At 62.7% G+C, this 25,527-nt stretch carries 24 protein-coding genes; 13 read left to right on the top strand and 11 right to left on the bottom strand.

The features are described 5' to 3' along the window. Nucleotides 1-140: 140 nt before the first annotated feature. Genes tcyN through tcyJ form a run of 3 tightly spaced genes read right to left on the bottom strand, consistent with a single transcriptional unit; the run spans nucleotide 141 to nucleotide 2,358 of the window. Nucleotides 141-896 carry an L-cystine ABC transporter ATP-binding protein TcyN gene (gene tcyN, locus AB1N67_RS23455; RefSeq protein ID WP_043208268.1) on the bottom strand — a complete coding sequence of 252 codons (756 nt, stop codon included), beginning with the start codon at nucleotides 894-896 and terminating at the stop codon, nucleotides 141-143. Nucleotides 897-898: 2 nt separating this feature from the next. Further along, the gene (tcyL, locus tag AB1N67_RS23450) at nucleotides 899-1,567 is read right to left on the bottom strand and encodes a cystine ABC transporter permease (RefSeq protein ID WP_043208270.1); all 669 of its coding nucleotides are present in this window, start codon (nucleotides 1,565-1,567) and stop codon (nucleotides 899-901) included. Then, on the bottom strand, nucleotides 1,564-2,358 hold the full coding sequence (gene tcyJ, locus AB1N67_RS23445; RefSeq protein ID WP_043208272.1) for a cystine ABC transporter substrate-binding protein: 795 nt from the start codon (nucleotides 2,356-2,358) through the stop codon (nucleotides 1,564-1,566). Before tcyJ ends, tcyL begins: the two co-directional genes overlap by 4 nt. 292 nt (nucleotides 2,359-2,650) lie before the next feature. On the opposite strand from tcyJ, the gene epsC reads away from it, so the two are divergent. Together epsC and betT are read left to right on the top strand one after the other, a co-directional pair. Beyond that, entirely contained in the window at nucleotides 2,651-3,583 is a 933-nt protein-coding gene (gene epsC / locus AB1N67_RS23440; protein WP_043208361.1) for a serine O-acetyltransferase EpsC, read from the top strand. Nucleotides 3,584-3,918: 335 nt separating this feature from the next. After that, nucleotides 3,919-5,880, top strand: a complete 1,962-nt coding sequence (gene betT / locus AB1N67_RS23435; RefSeq protein ID WP_178113783.1) for a choline transporter BetT — start codon at nucleotides 3,919-3,921, stop codon at nucleotides 5,878-5,880. A gap of 74 nt (nucleotides 5,881-5,954) precedes the next feature. On the opposite strand, the gene tauD is transcribed toward betT, so the two are convergent. The 4 genes from tauD to tauA form a co-directional block, all read right to left on the bottom strand. Beyond that, nucleotides 5,955-6,788, bottom strand: coding sequence for a taurine dioxygenase (gene tauD, locus AB1N67_RS23430; protein ID WP_090344316.1), 834 nt, complete (start codon nucleotides 6,786-6,788; stop codon nucleotides 5,955-5,957). A gap of 41 nt (nucleotides 6,789-6,829) precedes the next feature. Then, nucleotides 6,830-7,669 carry a taurine ABC transporter permease TauC gene (tauC, locus tag AB1N67_RS23425; RefSeq protein WP_090344319.1) on the bottom strand — a complete coding sequence of 280 codons (840 nt, stop codon included), beginning with the start codon at nucleotides 7,667-7,669 and terminating at the stop codon, nucleotides 6,830-6,832. Next, nucleotides 7,666-8,460: a taurine ABC transporter ATP-binding subunit gene (tauB, locus tag AB1N67_RS23420; protein WP_043208280.1), complete on the bottom strand. Its 795-nt coding sequence runs from the start codon at nucleotides 8,458-8,460 to the stop codon at nucleotides 7,666-7,668. The genes tauC and tauB overlap by 4 nt, the downstream gene beginning before the upstream one ends. A gap of 162 nt (nucleotides 8,461-8,622) precedes the next feature. After that, nucleotides 8,623-9,594, bottom strand: a complete 972-nt coding sequence (gene tauA / locus AB1N67_RS23415) for a taurine ABC transporter substrate-binding protein (RefSeq protein WP_367863418.1) — start codon at nucleotides 9,592-9,594, stop codon at nucleotides 8,623-8,625. Between the two features lie 498 nt (nucleotides 9,595-10,092). Between tauA and AB1N67_RS23410 the strand changes: the two genes are divergently transcribed. From AB1N67_RS23410 to AB1N67_RS23365, 10 genes are all read left to right on the top strand, one after another. Continuing rightward, entirely contained in the window at nucleotides 10,093-11,409 is a 1,317-nt protein-coding gene (locus AB1N67_RS23410) for an OprD family porin (protein ID WP_043208282.1), read from the top strand. A 162-nt stretch (nucleotides 11,410-11,571) separates the two neighbouring features. Beyond that, the gene (locus AB1N67_RS23405) at nucleotides 11,572-12,210 is read left to right on the top strand and encodes a peroxiredoxin (RefSeq protein WP_043208283.1); all 639 of its coding nucleotides are present in this window, start codon (nucleotides 11,572-11,574) and stop codon (nucleotides 12,208-12,210) included. Between the two features lie 127 nt (nucleotides 12,211-12,337). Then, nucleotides 12,338-13,557 (top strand): IS3 family transposase gene (locus AB1N67_RS23400; RefSeq protein ID WP_102081846.1). Its coding sequence is split into 2 segments (ribosomal slippage): nucleotides 12,338-12,686 and nucleotides 12,686-13,557, totalling 1,221 coding nucleotides; the frame shifts between segments, so codons are not numbered across the junction. 418 nt (nucleotides 13,558-13,975) lie between these two features. Continuing rightward, nucleotides 13,976-14,227, top strand: a complete 252-nt coding sequence (locus AB1N67_RS23395) for a DUF3077 domain-containing protein (RefSeq protein WP_043208284.1) — start codon at nucleotides 13,976-13,978, stop codon at nucleotides 14,225-14,227. 266 nt (nucleotides 14,228-14,493) lie between these two features. Continuing rightward, nucleotides 14,494-15,087, top strand: a complete 594-nt coding sequence (gene ssuE / locus AB1N67_RS23390) for an NADPH-dependent FMN reductase (protein WP_070090814.1) — start codon at nucleotides 14,494-14,496, stop codon at nucleotides 15,085-15,087. Between the two features lie 92 nt (nucleotides 15,088-15,179). Next, entirely contained in the window at nucleotides 15,180-16,145 is a 966-nt protein-coding gene (locus AB1N67_RS23385; RefSeq protein ID WP_070572025.1) for a sulfonate ABC transporter substrate-binding protein, read from the top strand. Nucleotides 16,146-16,204: 59 nt separating this feature from the next. Further along, on the top strand, nucleotides 16,205-17,353 hold the full coding sequence (gene ssuD, locus AB1N67_RS23380; RefSeq protein WP_367863417.1) for an FMNH2-dependent alkanesulfonate monooxygenase: 1,149 nt from the start codon (nucleotides 16,205-16,207) through the stop codon (nucleotides 17,351-17,353). 10 nt (nucleotides 17,354-17,363) lie between these two features. Next, nucleotides 17,364-18,158, top strand: a complete 795-nt coding sequence (gene ssuC / locus AB1N67_RS23375; RefSeq protein WP_043208290.1) for an aliphatic sulfonate ABC transporter permease SsuC — start codon at nucleotides 17,364-17,366, stop codon at nucleotides 18,156-18,158. Next, nucleotides 18,155-18,967: an aliphatic sulfonates ABC transporter ATP-binding protein gene (gene ssuB / locus AB1N67_RS23370; protein WP_043208292.1), complete on the top strand. Its 813-nt coding sequence runs from the start codon at nucleotides 18,155-18,157 to the stop codon at nucleotides 18,965-18,967. The genes ssuC and ssuB overlap by 4 nt, the downstream gene beginning before the upstream one ends. 31 nt (nucleotides 18,968-18,998) lie before the next feature. Next, nucleotides 18,999-19,214: a molybdopterin-binding protein gene (locus tag AB1N67_RS23365; protein ID WP_003255829.1), complete on the top strand. Its 216-nt coding sequence runs from the start codon at nucleotides 18,999-19,001 to the stop codon at nucleotides 19,212-19,214. Between the two features lie 113 nt (nucleotides 19,215-19,327). Here AB1N67_RS23365 and AB1N67_RS23360 read toward each other — a convergent pair whose 3' ends face one another. From AB1N67_RS23360 to AB1N67_RS23345, 4 genes are all read right to left on the bottom strand, one after another. Next, nucleotides 19,328-19,954: a TetR/AcrR family transcriptional regulator gene (locus tag AB1N67_RS23360; RefSeq protein ID WP_250034172.1), complete on the bottom strand. Its 627-nt coding sequence runs from the start codon at nucleotides 19,952-19,954 to the stop codon at nucleotides 19,328-19,330. Continuing rightward, entirely contained in the window at nucleotides 19,954-21,531 is a 1,578-nt protein-coding gene (gene gshA, locus AB1N67_RS23355; protein ID WP_167358080.1) for a glutamate--cysteine ligase, read from the bottom strand. The genes AB1N67_RS23360 and gshA overlap by 1 nt, the downstream gene beginning before the upstream one ends. Before the next feature lie 274 nt (nucleotides 21,532-21,805). After that, on the bottom strand, nucleotides 21,806-22,189 hold the full coding sequence (locus tag AB1N67_RS23350) for a PaaI family thioesterase (RefSeq protein WP_052352403.1): 384 nt from the start codon (nucleotides 22,187-22,189) through the stop codon (nucleotides 21,806-21,808). Continuing rightward, nucleotides 22,189-24,510 (bottom strand): Tex family protein, encoded by a 2,322-nt coding sequence (locus AB1N67_RS23345; RefSeq protein ID WP_043208296.1) that lies wholly within the window; start codon nucleotides 24,508-24,510, stop codon nucleotides 22,189-22,191. Before AB1N67_RS23345 ends, AB1N67_RS23350 begins: the two co-directional genes overlap by 1 nt. A gap of 231 nt (nucleotides 24,511-24,741) precedes the next feature. On the opposite strand from AB1N67_RS23345, the gene ompR reads away from it, so the two are divergent. Continuing rightward, nucleotides 24,742-25,482 carry a two-component system response regulator OmpR gene (gene ompR, locus AB1N67_RS23340; protein WP_043208299.1) on the top strand — a complete coding sequence of 247 codons (741 nt, stop codon included), beginning with the start codon at nucleotides 24,742-24,744 and terminating at the stop codon, nucleotides 25,480-25,482. Nucleotides 25,483-25,527 lie beyond the last annotated feature (45 nt).

Here is a 25,527-nt window from a genome sequence, read left to right as displayed (position 1 = left end):
TTATGAACTAACTTTTTGGACTATGTATAGAAGCCATGCTTTTGTGTCGCGCACGCGAACGCATTCGCGGGCAAACCCGCTCCTACAGAACTGTGGGAGTGGGTTTACCCGCGAATAGGTAAGGGGGACAGCGAGAAAAATCAGCCGGCTGCGGTGCCCAGGAACTTTCGCAGGAACTGCCGCGTCCGCTCTTCCTTGGGATTGGCGAACAGCGCCTTGGCTTCACCCTGCTCCACGATCACGCCCTTGTCGAAGAAGATCACCCGGTTGGCCACGTCCCGGGCAAAGCTCATCTCGTGGGTGACAATGATCATGGTGCGCTTTTCCTCGGCCAGGCCGCGGATGGTCGCCAGCACCTCGCCGACCAGCTCAGGATCGAGCGCAGAGGTCGGTTCGTCGAAGAGGATCACTTCCGGCTCCATGGCCAAGGCCCGGGCGATGGCCACCCGTTGCTGCTGGCCACCGGACAGCCGCCGAGGGTAGGCGTCTTCCTTGCCCGCCAGACCGACCTTGGCCAGCAGGCGCCGGCCCAGTTCGACGGCTTTGTCCCGGGGCGTCTTCTTGACGATCACCGGCCCTTCGATGACGTTCTCCAGGGCGGTGCGGTGGGGGAACAGGTTGAAGTTCTGGAACACGAAGCCGGCCTGCTGGCGCAAGCGCCGGATCGCACCTTGCTGGCTGCCCAGCGAGCGGTTGGCGTCGATGCTGATGTCGCCGATCTGGATGCGTCCGGCGTCGGGCGTTTCCAGCAGGTTGAGGCAACGCAGGAAGGTGGTCTTGCCCGAACCACTGGGGCCGATGATGGCCACCACTTCGCCGGGCTGGACGGTCAGGTCGATGCCGTTGAGCACGGTCTGGCCCTTGAACTGCTTGGTCAGGCCTTCTACTACGATCATCTTCAGTGCTCCTGGTCGTGCTGGTTGACCCGCGCTTCCATGCGGTTCTGGAAGTGCGCAAGGATGGTGCACAGGATCCAGTAGATCACTGCCACAGCCAGGTACATGGTGAAGACTTCGAAGGTCCGGGCGGTGATCAGCTGCGCCTGGCGGAACAGCTCAGGCACCTGGATGGTCGCCGCCAGGGCGGTGTCCTTGACCAGGGAAATGAAGCTGTTGCCCAGCGGCGGCAAGGCGGTGCGCATGGCCTGGGGCAGGATCGCTCGGCGCATGGCCTGGGTGCGGGTCATGCCGATGCTGGCGGCAGCCTCCCATTGGCCACGGTCGATCGAGGAGATCGCCGCGCGCAGGATTTCGCAGATGTACGCGGCCATGTTCAGCGAAAGGCCGATCAGCGAGGCCGGGATCGGGTCGAGTTCGATACCGATCTGCGGCATGCCGAAATAGATCACGAACAGCTGCACCAGCAGCGGCGTGCCACGGAAGAACGACACATACACTCGGGCCAGCCAGTCCAGCGGCAGGATCTTCGAGCGGCGCATCAGGGCCAGGGCAAAGCCCAGGACCAGGCCGAAGAACATGCCGCCGACACTCAGCAGCACCGTATAACCCGCGCCCTTCAACAGGAAGGGCGTGGAGTCGATGACAAGTTGCAGGCTTTCGGAAATCATTTAGTGACGTCGGCACCGAAATATTTCTCGGACAGCTTGGCCAGGGTCCCGTCGGCCTTGAGCTTGTCCAGCGCCTTGTTGATCGCCTCGAGCAGTTCAGGCTCGCCCTTGCGCAGGGCCACGCCCGACTCCAGGCGCGAGAAGGCTTCACCGGCGAGTTCGGTGTCCTTGGCTTTCTGGGCGTATTCCAGGGCGGCCAGGCGGTCGATTAGGATGGCGTCGATGCGGCCGTTGCGCAGGTCGGCGAATTTGCTCGGGTCGTCTTCATAGGTGCGCACGTCGGCTTGAGGAACGTCCTTCTTCACCCACTGCTCGTAGTTGGTGCCCAGGCCTACGCCGACCTTCTTGCCGGCGAGGTCCGCGGCCTTGTGAATGTTCAACTGGTCGGCTTTCTTCTTCAGGATCAGGGCCTGGATGCCGGAGATGGTGTAGGGCTCGGAGAAGTCATACTTCTTCTTGCGCTCGTCGGAAATGGTCACTTGGTTGATCACCACGTCCAGGCGCTTGGACTCCAGCGCGGCGAGGATGCCGTCCCACTTGGTTGGCTGCAGCTTGGCTTTCACGCCCAGTTCTTTGGCCAGCAGTTCGGACAGTTCGACCTCGAAGCCGGCGAGCTTGCCGTTTTCGTCAACGAAGCTGAAGGGTGGGTAGGTGCCTTCCAGGCCGACGCTGATGCTGCCTTTTTCCTGGATGGTCTTGAGCTGCTCGCCTGCGAATGCATGGCTGAACAGGCCGGTACCAAGCACAAGGGCCAGGCTGGCATTGAGAAGGGGTTTGGCGAATTTGGTCATGTAGGGCCCCGCGCTTGTTGTGGAAGTAGTGGGTGGCGACTATAGAGGTGGCCTTTATAGGCCTGGAAATAATAAAAATTTATTTTGTTATTTCTTTTTATAAGCTTTGTCGAATTGGACAGCATTGAGGGTAGGCGAGGATTACACACTCTGTCAGCGCTGCTTATACCCGACTTAGCGCAGGATGGAATAAAGCGTTGTTTTTTCCAAGCACTGGATTTGCCGTACAGTTGAATCCATAACGCGGCCCGCTTCCATGAAGGCCCGCACAGCCTCGATCCAGGAGACCACCGTGAGCGAACATCCATCCACCGGACACTGGCAACTGCAGACCATCGTCAGCGACCTGCGCAGCGCCCGCGAGCAATGGCGAACCCGCAATGGCCGCAGCAGCGGCGAACAGGGCGGGCGCGAGCTGCCTTCGCGCGAGGCGATGCGCCAGATTCTCGAGCAACTGTGCGGGGCGTTGTTCCCCATGCGTTTGGGCCCGGTGGACCTGCGTGAAGAGAGCGAAGACTTCTATGTCGGGCATACCTTGGATGCCGCACTCACTGCGTTGCTGGCCCAGGCGCGCCTGGAACTGCGCTATGCCTCGCGCCATGGCAAGGCCGAGGTGGAGGACGTCGACGCCCATGCCCTGCAGCTGATCCAAGGCTTTGCCGCCGCACTGCCAAACCTGCGTGTACTGCTCGATACCGACGTGCTGGCCGCTTATCAGGGCGACCCGGCGGCGCGCAGCGTCGATGAGGTGCTGCTGTGCTATCCGGGGATCCTGGCGATCATCCATCACCGCCTGGCTCATCACCTGTACCGGGCCGGGCTGCCGTTGCTGGCGCGGATCAGTTCGGAGCTGGCGCATTCGGCCACCGGCATCGATATTCACCCTGGCGCCCAGATCGGTCCGAGTTTCTTCATCGATCATGGCACCGGCGTGGTGATCGGCGAGACCGCGATCATCGGCGAGCGGGTGCGCATCTACCAGGCCGTGACCCTGGGCGCCAAGCGCTTCCCGGCGGACGAGACCGGCATGTTGCACAAGGGCGAGCCGCGCCACCCGATCGTCGAGGACGATGTGGTCATCTACGCAGGAGCCACCATCCTTGGGCGGATCACCATCGGCAAGGGTTCGACCATCGGCGGCAATGTCTGGTTGACCCGCAGTGTGCCGGCCGAGAGCAACATCACCCAGGCGAATCTGCAGTTGGAGTGTGAAGGGCAGAAATAGCCCGTAACCGATGCCTTCTATGGCGCCCCATTCGCGGTTGTAACCGCGCCTACAGGTCCGGGCCAGGATCGAGCTGGACTTATAGGCGCGGGTTCAACCGCGAACGTGTCGGAATTCACTGCAAATGACCGGTTCAGCGGTCGGGCAAGGTCGCGTTGAAAGCCGATCCGTGTTTAACTTGAACGCTTGTTCAAAGTAAAAACGCTGGTCCATTGCCGGTGTTCAACAGGAGGATCCCCTTTGCTGAACCCGTTCAATCCGAGTCTTTCAACGCTTCATGAGGTGCGCGCCCAATGAGTGCACCTACCCCCTCACTTGCCAATGGCAAGATCCGCATGAACCCTCCGGTGTTCTACTTCGCGGCAAGTTTCATCCTCATCTTCGGCCTGGTGGTCATCGCCAACCCCAAAGCGGCGGGCGACTGGTTGCTCGCGGCGCAGAATTGGGCGGCCAACACGGTCGGCTGGTACTACATGCTGGCCATGACTCTGTACCTGGTCTTCGTGGTGGTCACCGCCTTGTCGGGCTACGGCAAGATCAAGCTCGGTGCCGACCATGACGAGCCCGAGTTCAGCTACCTGTCCTGGGCCGGCATGCTGTTCGCCGCTGGCATCAGCATCACCTTGTTCTTCTTCTGCGTCTCCGAACCGCTCACCCACATGCTGCAACCGCCCCAGGGCGAGGGTGGCACGGTGGAGGCCGGGCGCCAGGCAATGGAACTGCTGTTCCTGCACTGGGGCCTGCATGGCTGGGGCGTGTTCGCCTTTGTCGGCATGGCCCTGGCGTATTTCGCCTATCGCCACAATCTGCCATTGGCGCTGCGTTCGGCGCTGTATCCATTGATCGGTAAACGCATCAACGGGCCGATCGGCTACGCCGTCGACGGCTTCGGCATCATCGCCACGGTGTTCGGCTTGGGCGCCGACATGGGCTTTGGTGTGCTGCACCTGAACGCGGGCCTGGATTACCTGTTCGACATCAGCCACAGCCAGTGGATACAAGTCGCGCTCATCGTCCTGATGATGGGCGCCGCGGTGGCTGTGGCGGTCGCCGGGGTGGAAAAGGGCGTGCGGGTGATGAGCGACATCAACCTGTTCCTGGCCTGTGCGCTGCTGCTGTTCGTGCTGTTCGCAGGCCCCACCCAGCACCTGTTCAACACGTTGATCCAAAACCTGGGCGACTACCTCGGCGCCTTGCCGCGCAAGAGCTTCGATGTCTATGCCTACGGCGAGAACCGCGACTGGCTGGGCGGCTGGACCGTGTTCTACTGGGCCTGGTGGATCGCCTGGGCGCCGTTCGTGGGGTTGTTCATCGCGCGTATTTCCCGTGGCCGGACCATCCGCGAGTTCGTCTTCGGCGTGCTGTTGATCCCGCTGGGCTTCACCCTGGCGTGGATGTCTATCTTCGGCAACAGCGCCATGACCCAGGTGCTCGACCACGGCATGACCGCCCTGGGCCAATCGGCCCTGGAAAACCCGTCCATGAGCCTGTACCTGCTGCTGGAGACCTACCCGTGGAGCAAGACCGTCATCGCGGTGACGGTGTTCATCAGCTTCGTGTTCTTCGTCACGTCGGCGGATTCCGGCACCGTCGTGCTCTCCACGCTGTCGGCCAAGGGCGGCGATGCTGACGAGGATGGCCCGAACTGGCTGCGCGTCTTCTGGGGCGCCATGACCGCGCTGATCACCAGCAGCCTGCTGTTCGCCGGTAGCATCGACTCGCTCAAGTCGGCGGTGGTGCTGACGTCGCTGCCGTTCTCGCTGATCCTGCTGTGCATGATGTGGGGGCTGCACAAAGCGTTCTACCTGGAGTCCCAGCGGCAGATCGCGCAGATGCACTCGCTCGCACCGTTCGCCGTTTCGCGCCGTGGCCGGGGTGGCTGGCGCCAGCGCCTGAGCCAGGCGGTGCACTTCCCGTCACGCGATGAGGTGTACCGCTTCATGGACGACGTGGTGCGCCCGGCCATTGGCGAGGTGACTGAAGTCTTCGTGCAGAAAGGCTTGAACGTGATCACCCAGGACGACCCGAGCCACGACAACGTGAGCTTGAAGATCGGGTTGGGCGAGGAGCAGCCGTTCATCTACCAAGTGCAGATGCGCGGGTACTTCACCCCGTCGTTCGCCTTGGCCGGGTTGGGCACCCAGGAGCTGAAGAACCGCCGTTACTACCGCGCCGAGGTGCATCTGTCCGAAGGTAGCCAGAACTACGACCTGGTGGGCTACAACAAGGAGCAGATCATCAACGACATCCTCGACCAGTATCAGCGGCACATGCAGTTCCTGCATCTGGTCCGCTAGCCGCTTCATTGCAGGTAAACCCGTTCCCACAAGGATCGTTACAAACCCTGTGGAAGCGGGTTTACTCGCGACTTTCAGAACGGCGCATCCCCCAGGATGGTCGCCCGATGCATCACCCGCCGGCTCGGCCGGTAGTCATCCACCGCATAGTGCTGGGTCACCCGGTTGTCCCAAAACGCTACGTCGTTCTCTTGCCACCGCCAGCGGATCGTGAACTCGGGCCGGGTCGCATGGGCGAACAGCAGCTTGAGCAGCGCCTCGCTCTCCTGCTCGCTCAGTTCGTTGATCCGCGTGGTGAATCCTTCGTTGACGAACAGCGCCTTGCGCCCGCTGACCGGGTGGGTACGCACCACCGGATGCGACAGCGGCGGGTTGTTGCGCCGGGTGGTCTCCCAGCGCGCCAGGTCTTCGGGCGTGGTGCCGAAGCGCTCTAGCGGGAAGGACTTGGTGAAGTCGTGGGTGGCGGTCAGGCCGTCGAGCAACTGCCGCAGCGGCGCCGATAGCGCCTCGAAGGCCGCGATGCCGCTGGCCCACAGGGTATCGCCGCCGAAGGTGGGTAACTGCTTGGCGCTGAGCACCGCGCCCAGGGCGGGCGTGGGCAGGAACGTCACGTCGGTGTGCCAGACCGCATTGTCGCGCACGTCGGTGACCGCAGTGTCGAGCACCAGCACCTGCGGGGTATCCGGCACGTTGGGGTAAATCGGGTGGATGTGCAGGTCGCCGAAGCGGGCGGCGAAGCGGGCCTGTTGCTCAGGGGTGATGGGCTGGTCTCGGAAGAACAGCACCTGGTGTTTGAGCAAGGCCTGCTCGATGGCATCGCGTTGCTCGACGCTGATATCGCAGGAGAGGTCCACGCCACTGATCTGGGCGCCGAGCGCTGGGCTTAGGGGGGTGATGGTCAGGCTCATGTCGGTCTCGCTTGAATGTTTTGTGCCGGAGCAGGTGTTCATCAGTGGCTTTGCCCGTGCCAGGGCACCAGCTTGCGTTGCAGGGCGCGCAGGCCCATTTCAAGGGCGAAGGCGATCAGGGCGATCAGCAGGATCCCCAGTACCACCACGTCGGTGACCAGAAACTGCGCCGCCGACTGCACCATGAAGCCCAGGCCGCTGGTGGCGGCGATCAGCTCGGCGGCCACCAGGGTCGACCAGCCGACCCCAAGGCCGATACGAATGCCGGTGAGGATGTCGGGCAGTGCACTGGGCAGGATCACATGACGGATCAACTGCGCCCTGGTCGCGCCCAGGGATTGGGCGGCGCGCAGCTTGGCCGGGTCGACCGTGCGCACGCCGGTGGCGGTGGCGATGGCGATCGGGGCGAAGATGGCGAGGTAGATCAACAGCACCTTCGACAGCTCGCCGATGCCACACCAGATCACGATCAGCGGCAGGTAGGCCAGCGGCGGGATCGGCCGATAGAACTCGATCAGCGGGTCGAGAATGCCGCGGGCGACGCGGTTGTGGCCGATGGCCAGGCCCACCGGGATGGCCGTCAGGGCGGCGGCGACCAGGGCCAGGCCGATTCGTCCGAGGCTTGCACCCAGGTGCTGCCAGAGGCTGGCGTCCATGTAGCCCTGCGTGAGCAAGGTCCAGGCCTTGGCCAGGATATCGGCGGGCGAGGGCAAAAACAGCGGCTCGATCCAGCCGGCGGCGGTCACCAGCCACCAGGCCAGCAGCAGGCTGGCCAGGGTCAGGGCGCTGATCCAGCGGGTGGGCAACGGGCGGCGTACCTTGGCGGTTGGGGTTGGCCGGGCGACAGGTTTGTCGGCGGCCGTCAGGTCCAGGCTGCTCATGCGGACTCCTGCCGACGGGCGGCTTCGCGTTGAGAGAACACCCGCGCCAGGACGTGCTCGCGGGTCTCGATGAAACGTGGATCGGACTTGATCGCCCGGGCCGATTCACCCGCGGCGTAGCGTTGGCCGAAATCCAGGTGCAGGCGTTCGACCACCCGTCCAGGATTGGGCGCCAACAACACCAGCTCGCTGGCCAGGAACACGGCTTCCTCGATGTCATGGGTGATCAGGAACACCGGCTTGGCGGTGCGCTGCCAGACCTGCAGCAGTAGCTCCTGCATCTGCTCGCGGGTGAAGGCGTCGAGGGCGCCGAAGGGTTCGTCCATCAGCAGCACGCGCGGGTCGGCGGCCAACGCACGGGCCAGGCCCACGCGCTGCTTTTGCCCGCCGGAAAGTTGCCAGATACGTCGGTCGCCGAATCCCGCGAGGTCGACCAGCGCGAGCATTTCGCGGGCTTTGGCTTCGCGTTCTGCGCGGGCGACGCCTGCCAGCTCAAGGCCGAAGGCGACGTTGCCCAGGACGTTCTGCCAAGGCAGCAGTGCGTCATCCTGGAACACCACGCCGCGCTCGGCACCCGGGCCTTCGACCGGCTTGCCGTCGAGGGTGATGCGACCGGCGCTGGGGGCGACGAAGCCGGCGATGAGGTTGAGCAGCGAAGTCTTGCCGCTGCCGGAGGGGCCCAGAGCCACCAGCAACTGGCGTGGCCCCAGGCTCAGGTTGATGTCGGTCAGCACCGGGGCATCGGTGCCGGGGTACTGTGCGCTGATACGCTCCAGTTCGAGCAAGGCCATGGCAGGCTCCGTCGTGACGTGTCGTGCGAGGGTGGGGCGTTGCGCGGTCTTGTGGGACCGGGGTTGCCCGCGAATGCTGTTTCGAACTGACTGGCACATTCGCGGGTACCCCGCTCCCTCATGCAGTGCGCTGCTCTCGTGGGAGAGCGGCCCCCATTTGGATCAGTTGGGCAAGTACTGGGCGCTGACGTACGGTGAGTAGTCCGGCAGCACCGCCTCGACCTTGCCCTGTTGCTTGAGGAAGTTGGCCGTGTCGGTCAGTGCCTGGGTGGTCGGAGCACCCAAAGCGCTGGCCTGGTCGCTGGCCAACGGGTAGACGTTGCCCTGCAGCAGTACCGGGATGTCGGTGGGCTTGGCGCCAGACAGCTTGGCCAGCTTGCTGACGTTGTCGGGATTGGCCAGCCAGGCTTTCGGGTCCTTGCGGTAGTCGGCGTAGGCGTCGAGGGTGACCTTGGCGAACGATTTGACGATGTCCGGGTGCTTGGCGGCGAAGTCTTTACGCACGATCCACGCATCGAAGGTCGGGGCGCCTTTGCTGGCCAACTCGCCGGAGGTGATCAGTACTTTGCCGGTCTCCTTGGCCACGCCCAGGGCGGGGTCCCAGACGTAGGTGGCATCGATGTCGCCACGCTTCCAGGCGGCGATGATCGCAGGCGGGGCGAGGTTGAGGATCTGCACCTTGCTCGGGTCGATGTTCCAGTTCTTGAGGGCGGCCAGCAGGCTGTAGTGGCCGGTGGAAACGAACGGCACGGCGACTTTCTTGCCGACCAGATCCTGCGGCGTCTTGATGCTGTCGCGGGCGACCAGCGCTTCGCCTGCGCCAATCTGGGTGGCGATCAGGAAGGTCTCCACCGGCAGCTTGCGGGTGGCCGCGGCGGCCAGAGGGCTGGAGCCCAGGTAACCGATTTGTACGTCGCCCGAGGCCACGGCGGTGATCACGTCGGCGCCGTTGTCGAACTTGCGCCAGTCGATGCTGGCCTTGCTGGCTTTTTCATAGGTGCCATCGACCTGGGCGACCTTGGCCGGGTCGACGGTGGTCTGGTAGGCGACGGTCAAGTCGGCGGCCTGGGCAAGCCAGCTGGCGCTGGCGAGGGTCAGGGCGGCGAACAGGCGCAACGGAGTGTGCGGGATCATGGATGAGCTCCTCGTCAGGCAAATCAGGGCTGGGTTGACGAAGAGACTAAGTGATCTAAGAAATCAAAAATAAATAACTTTTTAGAATTAGCTTAGGAGCCAATGGCTGGTTTTCTTGATCGGAGGGTCAGCTTCACTGGCAAAGCCAGAAATGGCAGCTACGCTTTTTCGGTTTTGCGAGGACGTGAAGTCAGTTATGGGCAAACGTTTGCAAATAACCATTAGGAATAAGTAAATATGGTTTATACAACGAAGGGGAGTAAAGGTTCCAAATATATTCCTTAAAAATCTTAAAAAGTCATAAAACGGTCATTTTGGATTTATAGGATTGTCATTATCCTGTGGCGCAAGCGGCGTCTTAGACCAAAGTCGCGAAACGATTGGTAACGATTGACTTCGCAGACACTGTTTGGTGCTAAATCGCCCAATCCATGGCGAGCGGGGCAACAGATCCTGCCGCTTGAGATACACAAGAATTAGAACGTAGAGGAGCAAAACATGTACAAGTCCAGCCTGGCCCTGGCCGTGGCACTGGGGGTTCTCGCCCAACAAGCAGGCGCTGCCGGTTTCGTTGAAGACAGCAAGCTGTCTGTGAGCTCGCGCACCATGTATTTCAATAACGATAACCGTGAACCTGGCGGGAGCGACAACCGTGAATCGGGTCAGGGCTTCAAGCTTGACTACTTGTCCGGTTTCACCGAAGGCACCGTTGGTTTCGGTGTTGATGTTCAGGCCCTGTGGGGTATCCATCTGGATGGTGGCAAGGGGCATCACCCGGATAACAGCAGCTTCTTCCCAAGCGACAGCGACGGCTCCGCAGTGGGCCAATGGGCACGCATTGGGGGTAACGCGAAAGCACGGTTCTCCAAGACCGAAGCGCACTTCGGTAGCGCCCTGGCACCGAACCTGCCGATCCTTGTCTCCAACGATGGCCGTCTGCTGCCGCAGACCTTCGAGGGTGGCACCATCACCTCGAAGGAAATCGACAACCTGACCATCAACGCAGGTCAACTGACCCATGCGATGGGCCGTGCTTCCAGCAACCGTACAGGTCTCTCTGTCCAGGGTGCTACCCAGGAAAGCAACAAGTTCCGTTACGCCGGTGCTGACTGGAAGGTCACCAAAGACCTGACCCTGCAGTATTACTACTCCAACCTCGAAGACTTCTACAAACAGCACTTCCTGGGCGCGACACACGTGTTCCAGATCGCTGATGACCAGTCGTTTAAGACCGACCTGCGCTATTTCGACAGCAGCAAGGATGGCCGCAACGGCGAAGCGGGTTACGAGTTCAAGAACAACAACGGCTACGCCAAGAACCCTGGCGAGGTTGATAACAAGACCTGGTCCGCCATGTTCACCTACACCCTCGGTGCCCACTCTCTGATGCTCGGTCATCAGCAGGTCAGCGACGATGGCGGTTTCGTATGGCTGAACCAAGGCAGCCTGGTCGACGAAGGTGCTGGTGGGTCGAGCTTCTATCTGTTCACCGACAGCATGATCAACCAGTTCGCCAAGGCTGGTGAGAACACTACCTTCGGTCAGTATTCCTATGACTTTGCGCGGCTGGGCGTGCCGGGCCTGAAGGCTTCCGTGGCCTACTTGCGTGGCGAGGATGGCCGCAGCTCCGATGGCCATGGCACCTTCAGTGAATGGGAGCGTGACGCACGGATCGATTACGTGCTGCAGGAAGGTACCCTCAAAGGTCTGGGCTTCAGCCTGCGCCAAGGTGTCTACCGCGGCACCGGTTCGGGATCGGCGAAGGACCAGGATCAGACTCGCTTCATCGTGAACTACACTTACAACTTCCTGTAAGTCGTAGCTGCACAAAAAGCCTCGCCTAGCGCGAGGCTTTTTTATGTCTGCAACTCGAAATGCCTAATGGTTATAAATAAATCAATATTTATTCTTTTTGTTTTTAATCGAATGCAGGCACATTGAATCCATCGACCAGACACAGCACAGGAGCCCACCCCCATGAGCCTCAAACTCGGTGACATCGCCCCCGATTTCGAACAGGAATCCAGCGCCGGCAAGATCCGTTTCCACGAATGGCTGGGCAACAGCTGGGGTGTGCTGTTCTCCCACCCGGCCGACTTCACGCCGGTATGCACCACCGAGCTGGGCCTGACTGCCAAGCTCAAAGACGAATTCGCCAAGCGCGGCGTCAAGGCCATCGCCCTGTCGGTGGACCCGGTCGACTCCCACACCCGCTGGATCGATGACATCAACGAGACCCAGAACACCGTGGTCAACTTCCCGATCCTCGCCGATGCCGATCGCAAGGTGTCCGACCTGTACGACCTGATCCACCCCAACGCCAGCGACACCCTGACGGTGCGCTCGCTGTTCGTCATCGACCCCAACAAGAAGGTGCGCCTGACCATCACCTACCCGGCCAGCACCGGGCGCAACTTCAATGAAATCCTGCGGGTGATCGACTCGCTGCAACTGACCGACAACCACAAGGTGGCCACGCCAGCGAACTGGCAGGATGGCGACGAGGTGGTGATCGTGCCTTCGTTGAAAGACGAAGATGAAATCAAACAGCGCTTCCCCAAAGGGTACCGGGCGGTCAAACCCTATCTGCGCCTGACCCCGCAACCGAATCGTTAAGGAATCCTCGTTGCATTGCTCTTAGCCATAGCAGGGATCTTTGGGCCGTTTCGACGGCCCTTTTTTATGCGCGGTGTCCCGTCCTGAATAAGGTTTACACCTTTCCCCCGAGAATCTGGAGACCTCGATGGTGCATGGTGTGAAGCGAACACAGCGTGATTACTCGCTGACTTTTAAATTGGCTGTAGTGGATCAGGTCGAAAAAGGTGAATTGACCTGTACTCAGGCCCAGGAGCGGTACGGTATCCAGGGCAAATCTACAGTTCTGGTATGGTTGCGTAAGCATGGTCGGCAGGATTGGAGCCAAGGGGCGTCGATCCGGGCCGAGAGGAGCTTCGCGATGTCCGACCCCAAAACGCTCACTCCAGAGCAGCGGATCAAAGAGCTTGAGCAGCAGCTTGAGCTGATGAGCCAGAAGGCTCAGTTCTTTGAGACCGTCGTTGATGTCCTGAAGAATGACTACGGTGTATCGGTCGTAAAAAAGCGATCCGGCAAGTCCTCTCGCAAGGTCAAGTCGCAGGACTGAGCATTGCCAGGGCTTGTCAGTTTCTAGGCATTAGCCGGCAGGCTTATTACAAGCGCAATCGAGCTGCCGACAGTAAAGCGCATCAGGCAGATCGGGTTGTCGAGTTTGTTCAGAAAATCCGGATGCGTCAGCCGCGACTGGGAACACGGAAACTGCACTATCTGCTGCATTGCCAGCCTGATAAACGAGTCCAAGTTGGCCGAGACCGGCTGTTTGAGGTTTTGGGCGAGCGCCGCTTGCTGGTGCTGCCCAAGCGGGCGTATCACAAGACAACCCAAAGCTATCATCGCTTCTACCGTCATCCCAATCTTCTCAAAGCAGGCCCAAATCAGGTAGTTCCGTCAGGGCCAGAGCACGTCTGGGTGGCGGATATTACCTACCTGCCCTCCAGAAGCGGCCCGCTGTACCTGAGCCTGGTAACGGATGCATATTCCAGAAAGATTGTTGGCCATCATGTCCATGAAAGCCTACATGCCGAGTCGGTTGCACAAGCCTTTAGACAGGCCCTGCGCAAGCGGCGGCGCCACCAGCCGTTAGTCCATCACTCCGACCGCGGTATTCAATACTGCTCAGCGCTATACCAGTCGCTGCATACAAGGCACGGAGTTCATTGCTCGATGACTGACGGGTACGACTGCTACCAGAACGCTCTAGCCGAGCGCATCAACGGAATCCTCAAAACAGAGCTGTTGCTGAGTAACCCAGAAGATCTGGAGCAGGCACGGAAGATGGTTGATGAGGCCGTGCAGATCTATAACACGGAGCGGCCTCACATGGCCCTGAAACACAAAACGCCCGATGCGGTGCATCGGGCGTTTTGAGGCCTACCGGCCTACCTGAACAGGTGTAAACCTATTTCAGGACTAGACACGGAGATTAGTGGTGTCCCCTGTAGGAGCGTGCCGACCTCCAATGTGTCGGATATTTCCGAACCTCAAGCCAAGCGCTTCAGGCCTTTGCAGGTAACGACCTATCCTACGCACCTGCCGGAAGCCGCTGCATTGTTGGGGCAACACCCCGGGGATAACGTCGCCGGGTCGTCCTATTTGGCGACCGGGTGTGAGAACCCGACTGCGTAGAGAGCTGGCCTTCCTGTTATGGCAGCCGTGCCCGGGCAAACTTCGGTCTGGCCGAGTTCCTCTTGCGCCTCGGTTTCTCACCCCGCGTGTACGGCTGCCACCCTACCTCGTGAGAAAGGCTCTGGTGGTGGTGATCCTGTAACCGCGCAGAGAGCTGACCATGGAAAAGCCCATTATCTGGAAAACCGCAGGCGTCCAGACCTGCCTGGACTTGTACCGCATCCAACCCGACATCCCCTTCCAACAAGCCTTCGACGAACTCTCCGTGTTGCTGGGGTGCATCCGCCATCTGACCTGCGAGGCGGAGATGGAAGGCGACCAGATGTCAGGCAGCGCCGCCCGGATCCTCAGTGCCATGGCCAAGGCCTTGATCGACGATATGGAAGTTGGGATGAATCGGGGCTGTGATTAGTTGCTCCGAAGCACCTCTTCGCGGGTAATCCCGTGCCTAAAAGGATCACCGCCCACCCTGTGGAAGCGGGTTTAGCCGCGAATGCGTCAGTGCATTCCCCATCGCATCCACAGGAGTACCCAGCGAAATCACTGAATCGACAAAATGGAATAAACAAATGAAAAAATATGATTTCTAGATATATATGACTGCCTGTTAATGTCGATTCCATTCCAGCGAGGCCAACTCCTCGCGGCCCTGCAATCGAATCGAAGGAAGCGTTTTTCATGCTGGTTGTTTCTCTCGGTGGTAGCCCCAGTACCCGTTCACGCTCCGGCGTGCTGCTCGAGCGCTCGCGCCAGTGGCTGCAGGATCGCGGCGTGGAGGTGGTGACCTTCCAGGTGCGCGAATTCCCGGCCGAGGACTTGCTCCACGCCCGCTTCGACAGCCCACAGGTCCAGCACTTTCAGCAACTGGTCGCCCAGGCCGACGGCCTGGTAGTCGCCACGCCGGTGTACAAGGCGTCTTTCGCCGGTGCGCTGAAAACCCTGCTCGACCTGCTGCCTGAGCGCGCGCTGGAGCACAAGGTGGTCTTGCCGATTGCCACTGGCGGCAGCATCGCCCACATGCTGGCGGTGGATTACGCCCTCAAGCCGGTGCTGTCGGCACTCAAGGCGCAAGAGACCCTGCAAGGGATCTTCGCCGACGACAGCCAGATCGCCTACGGCGAGCACGGCAAGCCCGCGCAACTGGCCGCCGCACTCGAGGCGCGGCTTGAGGATTCACTGGAACTGTTCCACAGCGCCTTGGCCCGACGGCCCAAACCCGTGGCCCCGGGCGTGCTCAACGAACGCCTGCTCACTGCCCGCTGGAGCATCTGAGCCGGCATCACCGCTTCACCGTTTTCCCACCTTACTCGCCCGCCAACGGGCAAGCAGGTGCAACCCGAACCCAACTCGCACAGGAGAGCGCCATGCGCACAGTCTTCTTGCGTCGTGGTCTGGTCGCCCTGTTTGCGGCGGCTGTGTCCTTCGGCGCCATCACCCAGGCCCAGGCAGAAAGCCTGCGTATCGGTTATCAGAAATACGGCACCCTGGTGCTGCTCAAGGCCAAGGGGTCGCTGGAGAAGCGCCTGGCCGAGCAAGGCATCCAGGTGCAGTGGACCGAATTCCCCGGCGGCCCTCAGTTGCTCGAAGGGCTGAACGTCGGCTCCATCGACTTCGGCGTAACCGGCGAGACCCCACCGGTGTTCGCCCAGGCCGCCGGTGCCGACCTGCTCTACGTGGCTTACGAGCCGCCAGCACCGCACAGCGAGGCGATCCTCGTGCCCAAGGGCTCGCCCGTGCAGTCGGTGAAAGACCTCAAAGGCAAGAAGGTCGCCTTCAACAAAGGCTCCAACGTCCACTACCTGTTGGTCCGCGCCCTGGAAGACGCAGGCCTCAAGTACAGCGACATCCAACCGGTCTACCTGCCGCCGGCCGACGCCCGCGCCGCCTTCGAGCGTGGCAGTGTCGATGCCTGGGTCATCTGGGACCCGTACCAGGCCGCTGCCGAACAGCAGCTGCAAGCCCGCACCCTGCGTGACGGCAAGGGCCTGGTCGACAACCACCAGTTCTATCTGGCCACCCGCAAGTACGCCACTTCACACCCGGCGGTGATCCAGACCTTGGTCGACGAGGTGCGTGCCATCGGCCAGTGGTCGCAGGCCAACCCGCAGGAGGTCACCGACCAGGTCGCCCCGCTGCTCGGCCTGCCTGCCGACATCACTCTCACCTCCGTCAAGCGCCAAGGCTTCGGTGCCAAGCCGCTCACGCCTGAGGTGGTCGCCGCCCAGCAGAAGATCGCCGACACCTTCCAGGCGCTGAAGCTGATTCCCAAGCCCTTGAGCATCAAGGACGTGATTTGGACACCCCCCGCCAAGGTCGCCACCGCGCCTTGATCGATTCGCTGCGGCCGGGGCTGCTCCCGGCCCGAGCCACCCTTGAGGAGACAACTCCAATGAGCCTTAACATTTTCTGGTTCCTCCCGACCCACGGTGACGGCAAGTACCTGGGCACCAACGACGGCGCCCGCGCGGTCGACCATGGTTACCTGCAGCAGATCGCCCAGGCCGCTGACCGCCTGGGCTTTGGTGGCGTGCTGATCCCCACCGGGCGTTCCTGCGAGGACTCCTGGCTGGTGGCCGCCTCGCTGATCCCGGTGACCCAGCGCCTGAAGTTCCTGGTGGCCCTGCGCCCAGGCATCATTTCGCCGACCGTGGCCGCACGCCAGGCCGCGACGCTGGATCGCCTGTCCAACGGTCGCGCGCTGTTCAACCTGGTGACCGGCGGCGACCCTGAAGAACTGGCCGGTGATGGTCTGCACTTGAACCATCAGGAGCGCTACGAAGCCTCCGTGGAATTCACCCGCATCTGGCGCAAGGTGCTCGAGGGTGAGGTGGTCGATTACGACGGCAAGCACATCCAGGTCAAAGGCGCCAAGCTGCTCTATCCGCCGATCCAGCAACCGCGTCCGCCGCTGTACTTCGGCGGATCCTCCGACGCTGCCCAGGACCTGGCTGCCGAACAGGTCGAGCTGTACCTGACCTGGGGCGAGCCGCCGGCTGCGGTGGCGGAAAAGATCGCTCAGGTACGTGAGAAAGCTGCCGCGCAGGGTCGCGAGGTACGCTTTGGCATCCGCCTGCACGTGATCGTCCGCGAGACCAACGAAGAGGCCTGGGCGGCCGCCGACAAGCTCATTTCGCACCTGGACGATGACACCATCGCCCGTGCCCAGGCATCCCTGGCACGTTTCGATTCTGTGGGCCAGCAGCGTATGGCCGCCCTGCACGGCGGCAAGCGCGACAAGCTGGAGGTCAGCCCCAACCTGTGGGCCGGCGTCGGTCTGGTGCGCGGCGGTGCCGGTACCGCGCTGGTGGGCGATGGCCCGACCGTGGCGGCACGGGTCAGGGAATATGCCGCGCTGGGCATCGATACCTTCATCTTCTCCGGGTATCCGCACCTGGAAGAGTCGTATCGGGTCGCCGAGCTGCTGTTCCCGCACCTGGATGTGCAGCGCCCCGAACAGCCCAAGAGCGGTGGTTACGTGAGCCCGTTCGGCGAGATGGTCGCCAACGACATCCTGCCCAAGTCCGTGGCGCAGAGCTGAGGGCCTGGCCATGAGTCGAGCAACTTCTTCCTGGTCGAAGCGCCTGGCACCCTGGGCCTTGCCACTGCTGCTGTTGGCGGTGTGGCAGTTGGCGGTCGCCAGCGGCTGGCTGTCGACCCGCATCCTGCCGGCGCCGAGCGCGGTGGTCAGCGCCGGCGTCGAGTTGGTGCGCAGCGGCGAGATCTGGACGCACCTGGCCATCAGCGGCTGGCGCGCGGCCTTGGGCTTTGTGATCGGCGGCAGCATCGGCCTGGTGCTGGGCTTCATCACGGGTCTGTCGAACTGGGGCGAGCGTCTGCTCGACAGCTCGGTGCAGATGATCCGCAACGTGCCGCATCTGGCGCTGATTCCCCTGGTGATCCTGTGGTTCGGCATCGATGAGTCGGCCAAGATCTTCCTGGTGGCGCTGGGGACGCTGTTCCCCATCTACCTCAACACCTACCACGGCATCCGCAACGTCGACCCGGCGTTGGTTGAGATGGCGCGCAGCTATGGCTTGTCGGGCTTCGGCCTGTTCCGCCAGGTGATCCTGCCGGGCGCGCTGCCATCGATCTTGGTGGGCGTGCGCTTCGCCCTGGGCTTCATGTGGTTGACGCTGATCGTCGCCGAGACCATCTCGGCCAATGCCGGTATCGGTTACTTGGCGATGAATGCCCGTGAGTTCCTGCAAACCGATGTGGTGGTCCTGGCCATCGTCCTGTACGCCGTGCTCGGCAAGCTTGCCGACCTGGCCGCCCGTGGCCTGGAGCGTGTCTGGCTGCGCTGGCACCCGGCCTATCAACCGGCGAAGAAGGAGGGCGCATGACCGTGCTCAAGGAACAACCGCCGCGCTTGCTGCGCGGTATCCCCCTGGCGGTTCAGGGCGTGCGCAAGGCGTTTGGCCAGCGCGAGGTGCTGCGAGGCATCGACCTGCACATTCCGGCCGGCCAGTTCGTCGCTATCGTGGGGCGCAGTGGCTGCGGCAAGAGCACCTTGCTGCGCCTGCTGGCGGGCCTCGACCAGCCCAGCGCCGGCCAGTTGCTCGCCGGTGCCGCGCCCTTGGATCAAGCCCGCGAGGAAACCCGGCTGATGTTCCAGGACGCGCGCCTGCTGCCCTGGAAGAAGGTGATCGACAACGTCGGCCTGGGGCTGTCCGGCAACTGGCGCGCCGATGCGTTGCAAGCCTTGGAAGCGGTCGGCCTGGCCGAGCGCGCCCATGACTGGCCAGCGGCGTTGTCGGGCGGCCAGAAGCAACGTGTGGCCCTGGCCCGGGCACTGATTCACAAACCGCGCCTGTTGCTGTTGGACGAGCCACTGGGGGCGCTCGATGCCTTGACCCGGATCGAGATGCAGCAACTGATCGAACGGCTGTGGCACCAGCACGGTTTCACCGTGTTGCTGGTTACCCACGACGTCAACGAAGCCGTCGCCGTGGCAGATCGGGTGATCCTCATCGAAGACGGCGCCGTCGGCCTGGACCTGACTGTCGACCTCTCGCGTCCGCGAGCGCGTGGATCGCACCGCCTGGCGGCGCTGGAAAGCGAAGTCCTCAACCGTGTTCTCGCCGTACCGGGCACGCCGCCCGAGCCGGAACCTGTAGCCCCTTTGCCCACGCAGCTGCGTTGGGCGCACTGAACCCAAGAAGCCCTAGAGAAGGAATCACATCATGACCATCAAAGCCATCAACGTTCGCAACCAGTTCAAAGGCACCGTGAAGGAAATCCTCGAAGGCCCGGTGCTTTCGGAAATCGACGTACAGACCGCCTCTGGCATCGTCACCTCGGTGATCACCACCCGTTCCGTGCGTGAGCTGGAACTGCAGGTGGGCAGCGAAGTGATCGCCTTCGTCAAATCCACCGAAGTGTCCATCGCCAAGTTGTAAGGGTGATGGGGCGCTGTGCGCCCCTCGCGCGACGCAAGGCCGCTCCTGCAGGGTGCACGATGCCCGGCAGCAGTGGCCTTGTGTCGTGAGAGGATCCGCAGCGGTCCTGTGGTTCAGCGCTTGGGCAGGAACGGCGGCAGGTACAGCCCCAGGTACGCCTCGAACACTCGCTTGCCTTCCTCGGCCATGCGTGGGGTGATCTGTTCGTGCAGTTGCATCGAGCGCGCATAGACCCGGTCGCTCAGCTCCATGGCCAGGGCGAATACATCCACATCCCTGGGCATCGCCGGTAACTGGAAGTGCTGGTCGAACAGCTTGTGCATCAGTTCGCCCAGCTCCAGGTCGTGCTGGCGGTCGGCCTGCACCACTTCGCTCAGGCCATGTTGGGCGAGGATCAGTTGGCGTGCGGCCGCATCTTCGTTGTAGATGTCCAGCATGCGCTGCTCGATCAGCCGTGACAGGTCGTGCCAAGTGCTGAACGCGCTGCTGTCGATAGGGGCGCTCAGGGCTTCGCGAAACGCCAGATGCACGTCAGCGGTCAAGGCTTCGAGCAGCGCCGGTACGCTGGCGAAGAAGTGGTACACCGAAGACGGCGGGATCTGTGCCCGCTCGGCCACACTGTAGATCGACAGGCCCGCCACGCCTTGATCGGCCAACAGTCCGCGCGCCGCGGCGAGGATCGCGTCGATCCTGGCCTGGCTGCTGGCGCGTGGCTTGCGCGGGCTGGTGGCGCGGCTCATCAGTTGCTGATGGCCAGGATACTGGCCTGATAGGCACCCACGAACAGGTCGAAGTCACCGACTTCCTGCTGCTCCAGGCGCGACTGCTCGGCCAGCGACTCGCGCGCCAGGGTCTCGAAGGCCTGCTGGCGCTCGACGCTCAGCGGTTGCTCGCGGAAGGTTCCGGCATGCAGGCGGCTTTGACGCAGGGAGAACTGGACAAAGGTTTCGTTGTGTTCGGCCATGCGCGCCAGCACCTGGGCCGACGGCGTCAGGGAGGCATCGTCGACCTTGGCCTGCTGTGCGGCCAACGCCTTGGCGTGTTCTTCGCCGCCCTGGGCACGGTCGAGCAGTTCGGCCAGTGGGGCGATACGGGCGATCAGCTCGCTGGCCCAATCCTTCAGCCCGATGGGCTGGCCGTTGCGACGAAGTTCGAGGCCCGGACGGCGGCCTTCCTTGACCACGGTGAGGAAGTTGTTGGTGCACTGGCCGCATTCGCCACTTTCGAGCAGCGGGCTGTCGTCCAGGGCGCAGAACAGCAGGAAGGCATCGAGGAAACGTGCCTGGGGAAGATCGATACCCACTGGCAGGAACGGGTTGATATCCAGGCAACGCACTTCGACGTACTGCACGCCGCGGGAGGTCAGGGCCTGGATCGGACGTTCGCCGGTATAGGTGACGCGCTTGGGGCGAATGTTCGAGTAGTACTCGTTCTCGATCTGCAGGATGTTGGTGTTCAGCTGGACCCACTCGCCATCCTTGTGCGTGCCGATCTCGACATAGGGCGGGTAGGGCGTGCCGACCGCCTTGCGCAGGCTGTCGGTGTAGCTGGCCAGGTTGTTGTAGCAAGGCGTCAGGCCAGCCTGGGCATTGCTCTGGTAGCCCAGGTCGCTCATGCGCAGGCTGGTGGCGTAGGGTAGGTACAGGGTTTCGGCATCCAGCTCTTCGAGCTGATGCGGGTGGCCACGCAAGAAGCCTTTGTCCAGGGCGGGCGATGCGCCGAACAGGTACATCAACAGCCAGCTGTAGCGGCGGAAGTTACGGATCAGGGCGATGTACGCCGCCGACTGATAGTCGCGGTCGTTTTCCTCGCTGCCTTCGGCTGCGCGCAGCAGCGGCCACAGCGCCTCGGGCAGGGAGAAGTTGTAATGGATGCCGGCGATGCACTGCATGGTGCGGCCGTAGCGCAGGGCAAGGCCCTTGCGGTAGACATGCTTGAGCTTGCCGATGTTGGAGGTGCCGTACTCGGCGATCGGGATGTCCTCCTCGGCCGGCAGCGTGCAGGGCATGGACGGGCTCCACAGGTACTCGTCGCCGAGCTTGGCATAGACGAAGCGGTGGATCTCGTCGAGGCTCTCGAGCACCTTGGCCGGGTCCGCCAGGGCGGGGGTGATGAACTCCAGCAGCGACTCGGAATAGTCAGTGGTGATCTGCTCGTTGGTCAGCGCCGAACCCAGGGCCTCCGGGTGCGGCGTTTGGGCCAGGCGACCTTCGTCGGTCACACGCAGGCATTCGCGCTCAATACCGTGCAGGCACTGCTTGAGCAGGGGGAGATTGGCGCCGAGCAGGCTCAGGCGGCGGTTGAGGAGTTCGCTCAAGATGTATTCCTTCACGCGTCAGTCGCCCCAATATGGGGGTAGGGATGACGGTCTACAAGGGTAGTTTGAAAAGGAACTGGCGTTGTCGCCTGGTTTGTCTGGGTTTTCAGCAGTGCCAGTGCCGACCGCGGCCGCGTCGCAGCCCATCGCAGGCCTCGCCACCACCCCCAGGACCTGATGTTTAGCCTGTGGACGCGGGCGAGGCCTGCAATGGGGCGCGCAGCGGCCCCGATACTCGATAACACCGAAAATACCGCAGATAAGCCTTGGTGAGCTAGAGAACCGCGAAGGTTCCTTGTGCCTTGGCCACGCGCTTGTCGCCCTGGAATACGTCGGCGTCGACCACCAGTGTGCGGCGCCCGGCGTGCAGCACCTGGGCGGTGCACACGACTTCACCGTCACTGACTGCGCGCATGTAGTTGATCTTGCATTCGATCGTCACGCTCTGCTGATCGAAGCCATGGCTGGCCGAGCAGGCCAGGCCCATGGCGATGTCCACCAGGCTGAAGATCGCCCCGCCGTGCAGCTTCTGGCCGCGGTTGCGTAAGTGCGGCTCCAGCGTCAGGGCCACCTCGGCTACGCCCGTCTCCAGGCGTTGCAGGCGGCAGCCCAGGAGTTGGCTGAAGGCGCTTTCAACGTATTCGGCCGGGATCTGCATCACTTCTTCTTCAACTGCTTGGCGTTGGCGAACAGCGCGGCCATGGCGTTGTTGGCCGGTGCGGCTGCGGTTTCACGCGGGCGCGGTGCCTGTTGCTGGCGGTTGCCGCCATTGCCACGATTGCCACCACGGTTGCCTTCGACCTTCTCGCCGGGTGTGTCGCTCATGCGCATGGACAGGCCGACCCGCTTGCGCGGGATGTCCACTTCCATGACCTTGACCTTGACCACGTCGCCGGCCTTGACCGCCTCGCGCGGGTCCTTGACGAACTTTTCCGACAGCGCCGAGATGTGCACCAGGCCGTCCTGGTGCACGCCGATGTCGACGAAGGCGCCGAAGTTGGTGACGTTGGTCACCACACCTTCGAGGATCATGCCGGGCTCCAGATCCTTGAGGTCCTCGACCCCTTCCTGGAAGGTCGCGGTCTTGAACTCAGGGCGTGGATCGCGACCGGGCTTGTCCAGTTCCTGAAGAATGTCGGTGACCGTTGGCAGACCGAAGGTCTCGTCGGTGAACTTCTTCGGGTCCAGGCGCTTGAGGAACGCGCTGTCGCCGATCAGCGAGCGGATGTCGCGGTCGGTATCGGCGGCGATGCGCTGTACCAGCGGGTAGGCTTCCGGGTGCACCGCCGAGGCGTCTAGCGGGTTGTCGCCGTTCATTACCCGCAGGAAGCCTGCGGCCTGTTCGAAGGTCTTCTCGCCCAGGCGGCTGACCTTCTTCAGCGCCGCACGGGTGGTGAACGGGCCGTTGGCGTCGCGATGGGCGACGATGTTCTGGGCCAGGGTGGCATTCAGGCCGGAGATGCGGGTCAGCAGGGCCACGGAGGCGGTGTTGACGTCCACGCCCACGGCGTTCACGCAGTCCTCGACCACCGCGTCCAGGCCGCGCGCCAGCTTCACCTGAGAGACGTCGTGCTGGTACTGGCCGACGCCGATGGATTTGGGGTCGATCTTCACCAGTTCGGCCAGCGGGTCCTGCAGGCGGCGGGCGATGGAGACCGCGCCACGGATCGAGACGTCCAGGTCTGGGAACTCGCGGGCTGCCAGCTCAGAGGCGGAGTAGACCGACGCGCCGGCCTCCGAGACCATGACCTTGGTGATCTTCAGGGCGGGGTATTTCTTCACCAGCTCGATGATCAGCTTGTCGCTCTCGCGGCTGGCGGTACCGTTGCCGATGGCGATCAGCTCCACCGAGTGCTTGGCGCACAGCGCGGCGAGAATGGAAAGGGTGCGGTCCCAGTCATTCTTCGGTGCGTGAGGGTAGACCGTGGTGTGGTCGAGCAGCTTGCCGGTGGCATCGACCACCGCGACCTTGCAGCCGGTACGCAGGCCCGGGTCGAAGCCCAGGGTGGCGCGAGGACCGGCGGGCGCAGCGAGCAGCAAATCGTGCAGGTTATGGGCGAAGACGTTGATCGCCTCGCTCTCGGCGTTGTCGCGCAGCTCGCCGAACAAGTCGGTTTCCAGGTGGGTGTACAGCTTGACCTTCCAGGTCCAGCGCACCACTTCGGCCAGCCACTTGTCGGCCGGACGGTTGCGGTTTTCCAGGCCAAAGTGGTTGCCGATCATCAGCTCGCAGGGGTGCAGTGTGCCTGGCAGTTCCTCGCCTACCTTCAGCGAGGCGGTCAGCACGCCTTCGTTGCGACCGCGGAAGATCGCCAGGGCGCGGTGCGAGGGCACGCTGCGCAGCAGTTCGTCGTGGGCGAAGTAGTCGCGGAACTTGGCGCCTTCTTCTTCCTTGCCGGCGACCACGCGGGCGCTGAGCACCGCTTCCTGCTTGAGGAACACGCGCAGCTTGTCGAGCAGGGCGGCGTCTTCGGCGAAGCGCTCCATGAGGATGTACTTGGCCCCTTCCAGGGCGGCCTTGACGTCGGCCACGCCCTTGTCGGCATCGACGAAACGCGCCGCTTCGGCTTCCGGGGTCAGTTGCGGGTCGTTGAGCAGACCGTCGGCCAGTTCGCCCAGGCCGGCTTCCAGGGCGATCTGGCCCTTGGTGCGGCGCTTTTGCTTATAGGGCAGGTAGAGGTCTTCAAGGCGGGTCTTGGTGTCGGCCAGCTTGATCTCGCGGGCCAGCTCCGGGGTCAGCTTGCCCTGCTCCTCGATGCTGGCCAGGATGCTGGCGCGGCGCTCGTCGAGTTCGCGCAGGTAGCGCAGGCGCTCCTCCAGGTGACGCAGCTGGGTGTCATCCAGGCTGCCGGTGACTTCCTTTCGGTAACGGGCGATGAAAGGCACCGTCGAGCCTTCGTCCAACAGGGCCACGGCCGCTTCGACCTGCTGCGGGCGAACGCCCAGTTCCTCGGCGATACGGCTGTTGATGCTGTCCATGAGAACCACCTGACAAATAATGAATGCTGGAGGCCGCAAGGGGGCATTCAGGCCCGGCGGCGCAGGGTGAAAGCGGCGCATTATACCCATCGTGCCGGGCTTGCGGTGATAGCGCCGGGCCAGCCTCGGCCAGGCGGGAAGTGGCGCCATGGGAAAAATCTGCTAACAATGCACACGGCACGCGTTGTCATGGCTACGCCATAATGCGCGGCGATACCAAAGGAGTTATTCATGACCAGCACCGCAAATACCGCTGAAGGCGAGAAGATTCTCATCGTCGATGACGATCCGGGGCTGAGCAGCCTGCTGGAACGTTTCTTCACCAGCAAGGGCTATCGTGCCCGCGCGGTGCCCAACACCGAGCAGATGGACCGCCTGCTGGCCCGTGAGGTCTTCAACCTGGTGGTGCTCGACCTGATGCTGCCCGGCGAGGACGGCCTCTCTGCCTGCAACCGCCTGCGCAAGGCCAACAACCAGATCCCGATCATCATGCTCACCGCCAAGGGCGACGAGCTCAGTCGCATCAAGGGCCTGGAGCTGGGGGCCGACGATTACCTGGGCAAACCTTTCAACCCGGACGAGCTGATGGCGCGAGTCAAGGCCGTGTTGCGTCGCCAGGCCCCGAGCGTACCGGGTGCCCCTGGCAGCGAGGACGAGACCGTCACGTTCGGCGACTACGAACTTTCACTGGCTACTCGCGAGCTCAAGCGTGGCGATGAAGTGCACATGCTGACCACCGGCGAGTTCGCCGTGCTCAAGGCGCTAGTCATGCACGCTCGCGAGCCGCTGACCCGCGACAAGCTCATGAACCTGGCTCGCGGCCGCGAGTGGGATGCGTTGGAGCGGTCCATCGATGTGCAGATCTCGCGCCTGCGCCGCATGATCGAGCCGGACCCTTCCAAACCGCGCTATATCCAGACCGTGTGGGGTGTAGGCTACGTCTTCGTGCCGGACGGAAACGCCAGCAAATGAACATGAGCCTGCAGGCTTGCCATCACGCACCAGGGCGACCCGATG

The sequence above is a fragment of the Pseudomonas guariconensis genome, assembly GCF_040822035.1.
GTDB lineage: Bacteria > Pseudomonadota > Gammaproteobacteria > Pseudomonadales > Pseudomonadaceae > Aquipseudomonas > Aquipseudomonas guariconensis.
Note: the sequence above shows the minus strand (reverse complement) of the source record. Positions and strands in the feature narration are given on the sequence as shown.

Coding starts and splice junctions, on each gene's coding strand:
- tcyN (WP_043208268.1), bottom strand. CDS start 896: ATGATCGTAGTAGAAGGCCTGACCAAGCAGTTCAAGGGCCAGACCGTG.
- tcyL (WP_043208270.1), bottom strand. CDS start 1,567: ATGATTTCCGAAAGCCTGCAACTTGTCATCGACTCCACGCCCTTCCTG.
- tcyJ (WP_043208272.1), bottom strand. CDS start 2,358: ATGACCAAATTCGCCAAACCCCTTCTCAATGCCAGCCTGGCCCTTGTG.
- betT (WP_178113783.1), top strand. CDS start 3,919: ATGAACCCTCCGGTGTTCTACTTCGCGGCAAGTTTCATCCTCATCTTC.
- tauD (WP_090344316.1), bottom strand. CDS start 6,788: ATGAGCCTGACCATCACCCCCCTAAGCCCAGCGCTCGGCGCCCAGATC.
- tauC (WP_090344319.1), bottom strand. CDS start 7,669: ATGAGCAGCCTGGACCTGACGGCCGCCGACAAACCTGTCGCCCGGCCA.
- tauB (WP_043208280.1), bottom strand. CDS start 8,460: ATGGCCTTGCTCGAACTGGAGCGTATCAGCGCACAGTACCCCGGCACC.
- tauA (WP_367863418.1), bottom strand. CDS start 9,594: ATGATCCCGCACACTCCGTTGCGCCTGTTCGCCGCCCTGACCCTCGCC.
- AB1N67_RS23410 (WP_043208282.1), top strand. CDS start 10,093: ATGTACAAGTCCAGCCTGGCCCTGGCCGTGGCACTGGGGGTTCTCGCC.
- AB1N67_RS23405 (WP_043208283.1), top strand. CDS start 11,572: ATGAGCCTCAAACTCGGTGACATCGCCCCCGATTTCGAACAGGAATCC.
- AB1N67_RS23395 (WP_043208284.1), top strand. CDS start 13,976: ATGGAAAAGCCCATTATCTGGAAAACCGCAGGCGTCCAGACCTGCCTG.
- ssuE (WP_070090814.1), top strand. CDS start 14,494: ATGCTGGTTGTTTCTCTCGGTGGTAGCCCCAGTACCCGTTCACGCTCC.
- AB1N67_RS23385 (WP_070572025.1), top strand. CDS start 15,180: ATGCGCACAGTCTTCTTGCGTCGTGGTCTGGTCGCCCTGTTTGCGGCG.
- ssuD (WP_367863417.1), top strand. CDS start 16,205: ATGAGCCTTAACATTTTCTGGTTCCTCCCGACCCACGGTGACGGCAAG.
- ssuC (WP_043208290.1), top strand. CDS start 17,364: ATGAGTCGAGCAACTTCTTCCTGGTCGAAGCGCCTGGCACCCTGGGCC.
- ssuB (WP_043208292.1), top strand. CDS start 18,155: ATGACCGTGCTCAAGGAACAACCGCCGCGCTTGCTGCGCGGTATCCCC.
- AB1N67_RS23365 (WP_003255829.1), top strand. CDS start 18,999: ATGACCATCAAAGCCATCAACGTTCGCAACCAGTTCAAAGGCACCGTG.
- AB1N67_RS23360 (WP_250034172.1), bottom strand. CDS start 19,954: ATGAGCCGCGCCACCAGCCCGCGCAAGCCACGCGCCAGCAGCCAGGCC.
- AB1N67_RS23350 (WP_052352403.1), bottom strand. CDS start 22,189: ATGCAGATCCCGGCCGAATACGTTGAAAGCGCCTTCAGCCAACTCCTG.
- AB1N67_RS23345 (WP_043208296.1), bottom strand. CDS start 24,510: ATGGACAGCATCAACAGCCGTATCGCCGAGGAACTGGGCGTTCGCCCG.
- ompR (WP_043208299.1), top strand. CDS start 24,742: ATGACCAGCACCGCAAATACCGCTGAAGGCGAGAAGATTCTCATCGTC.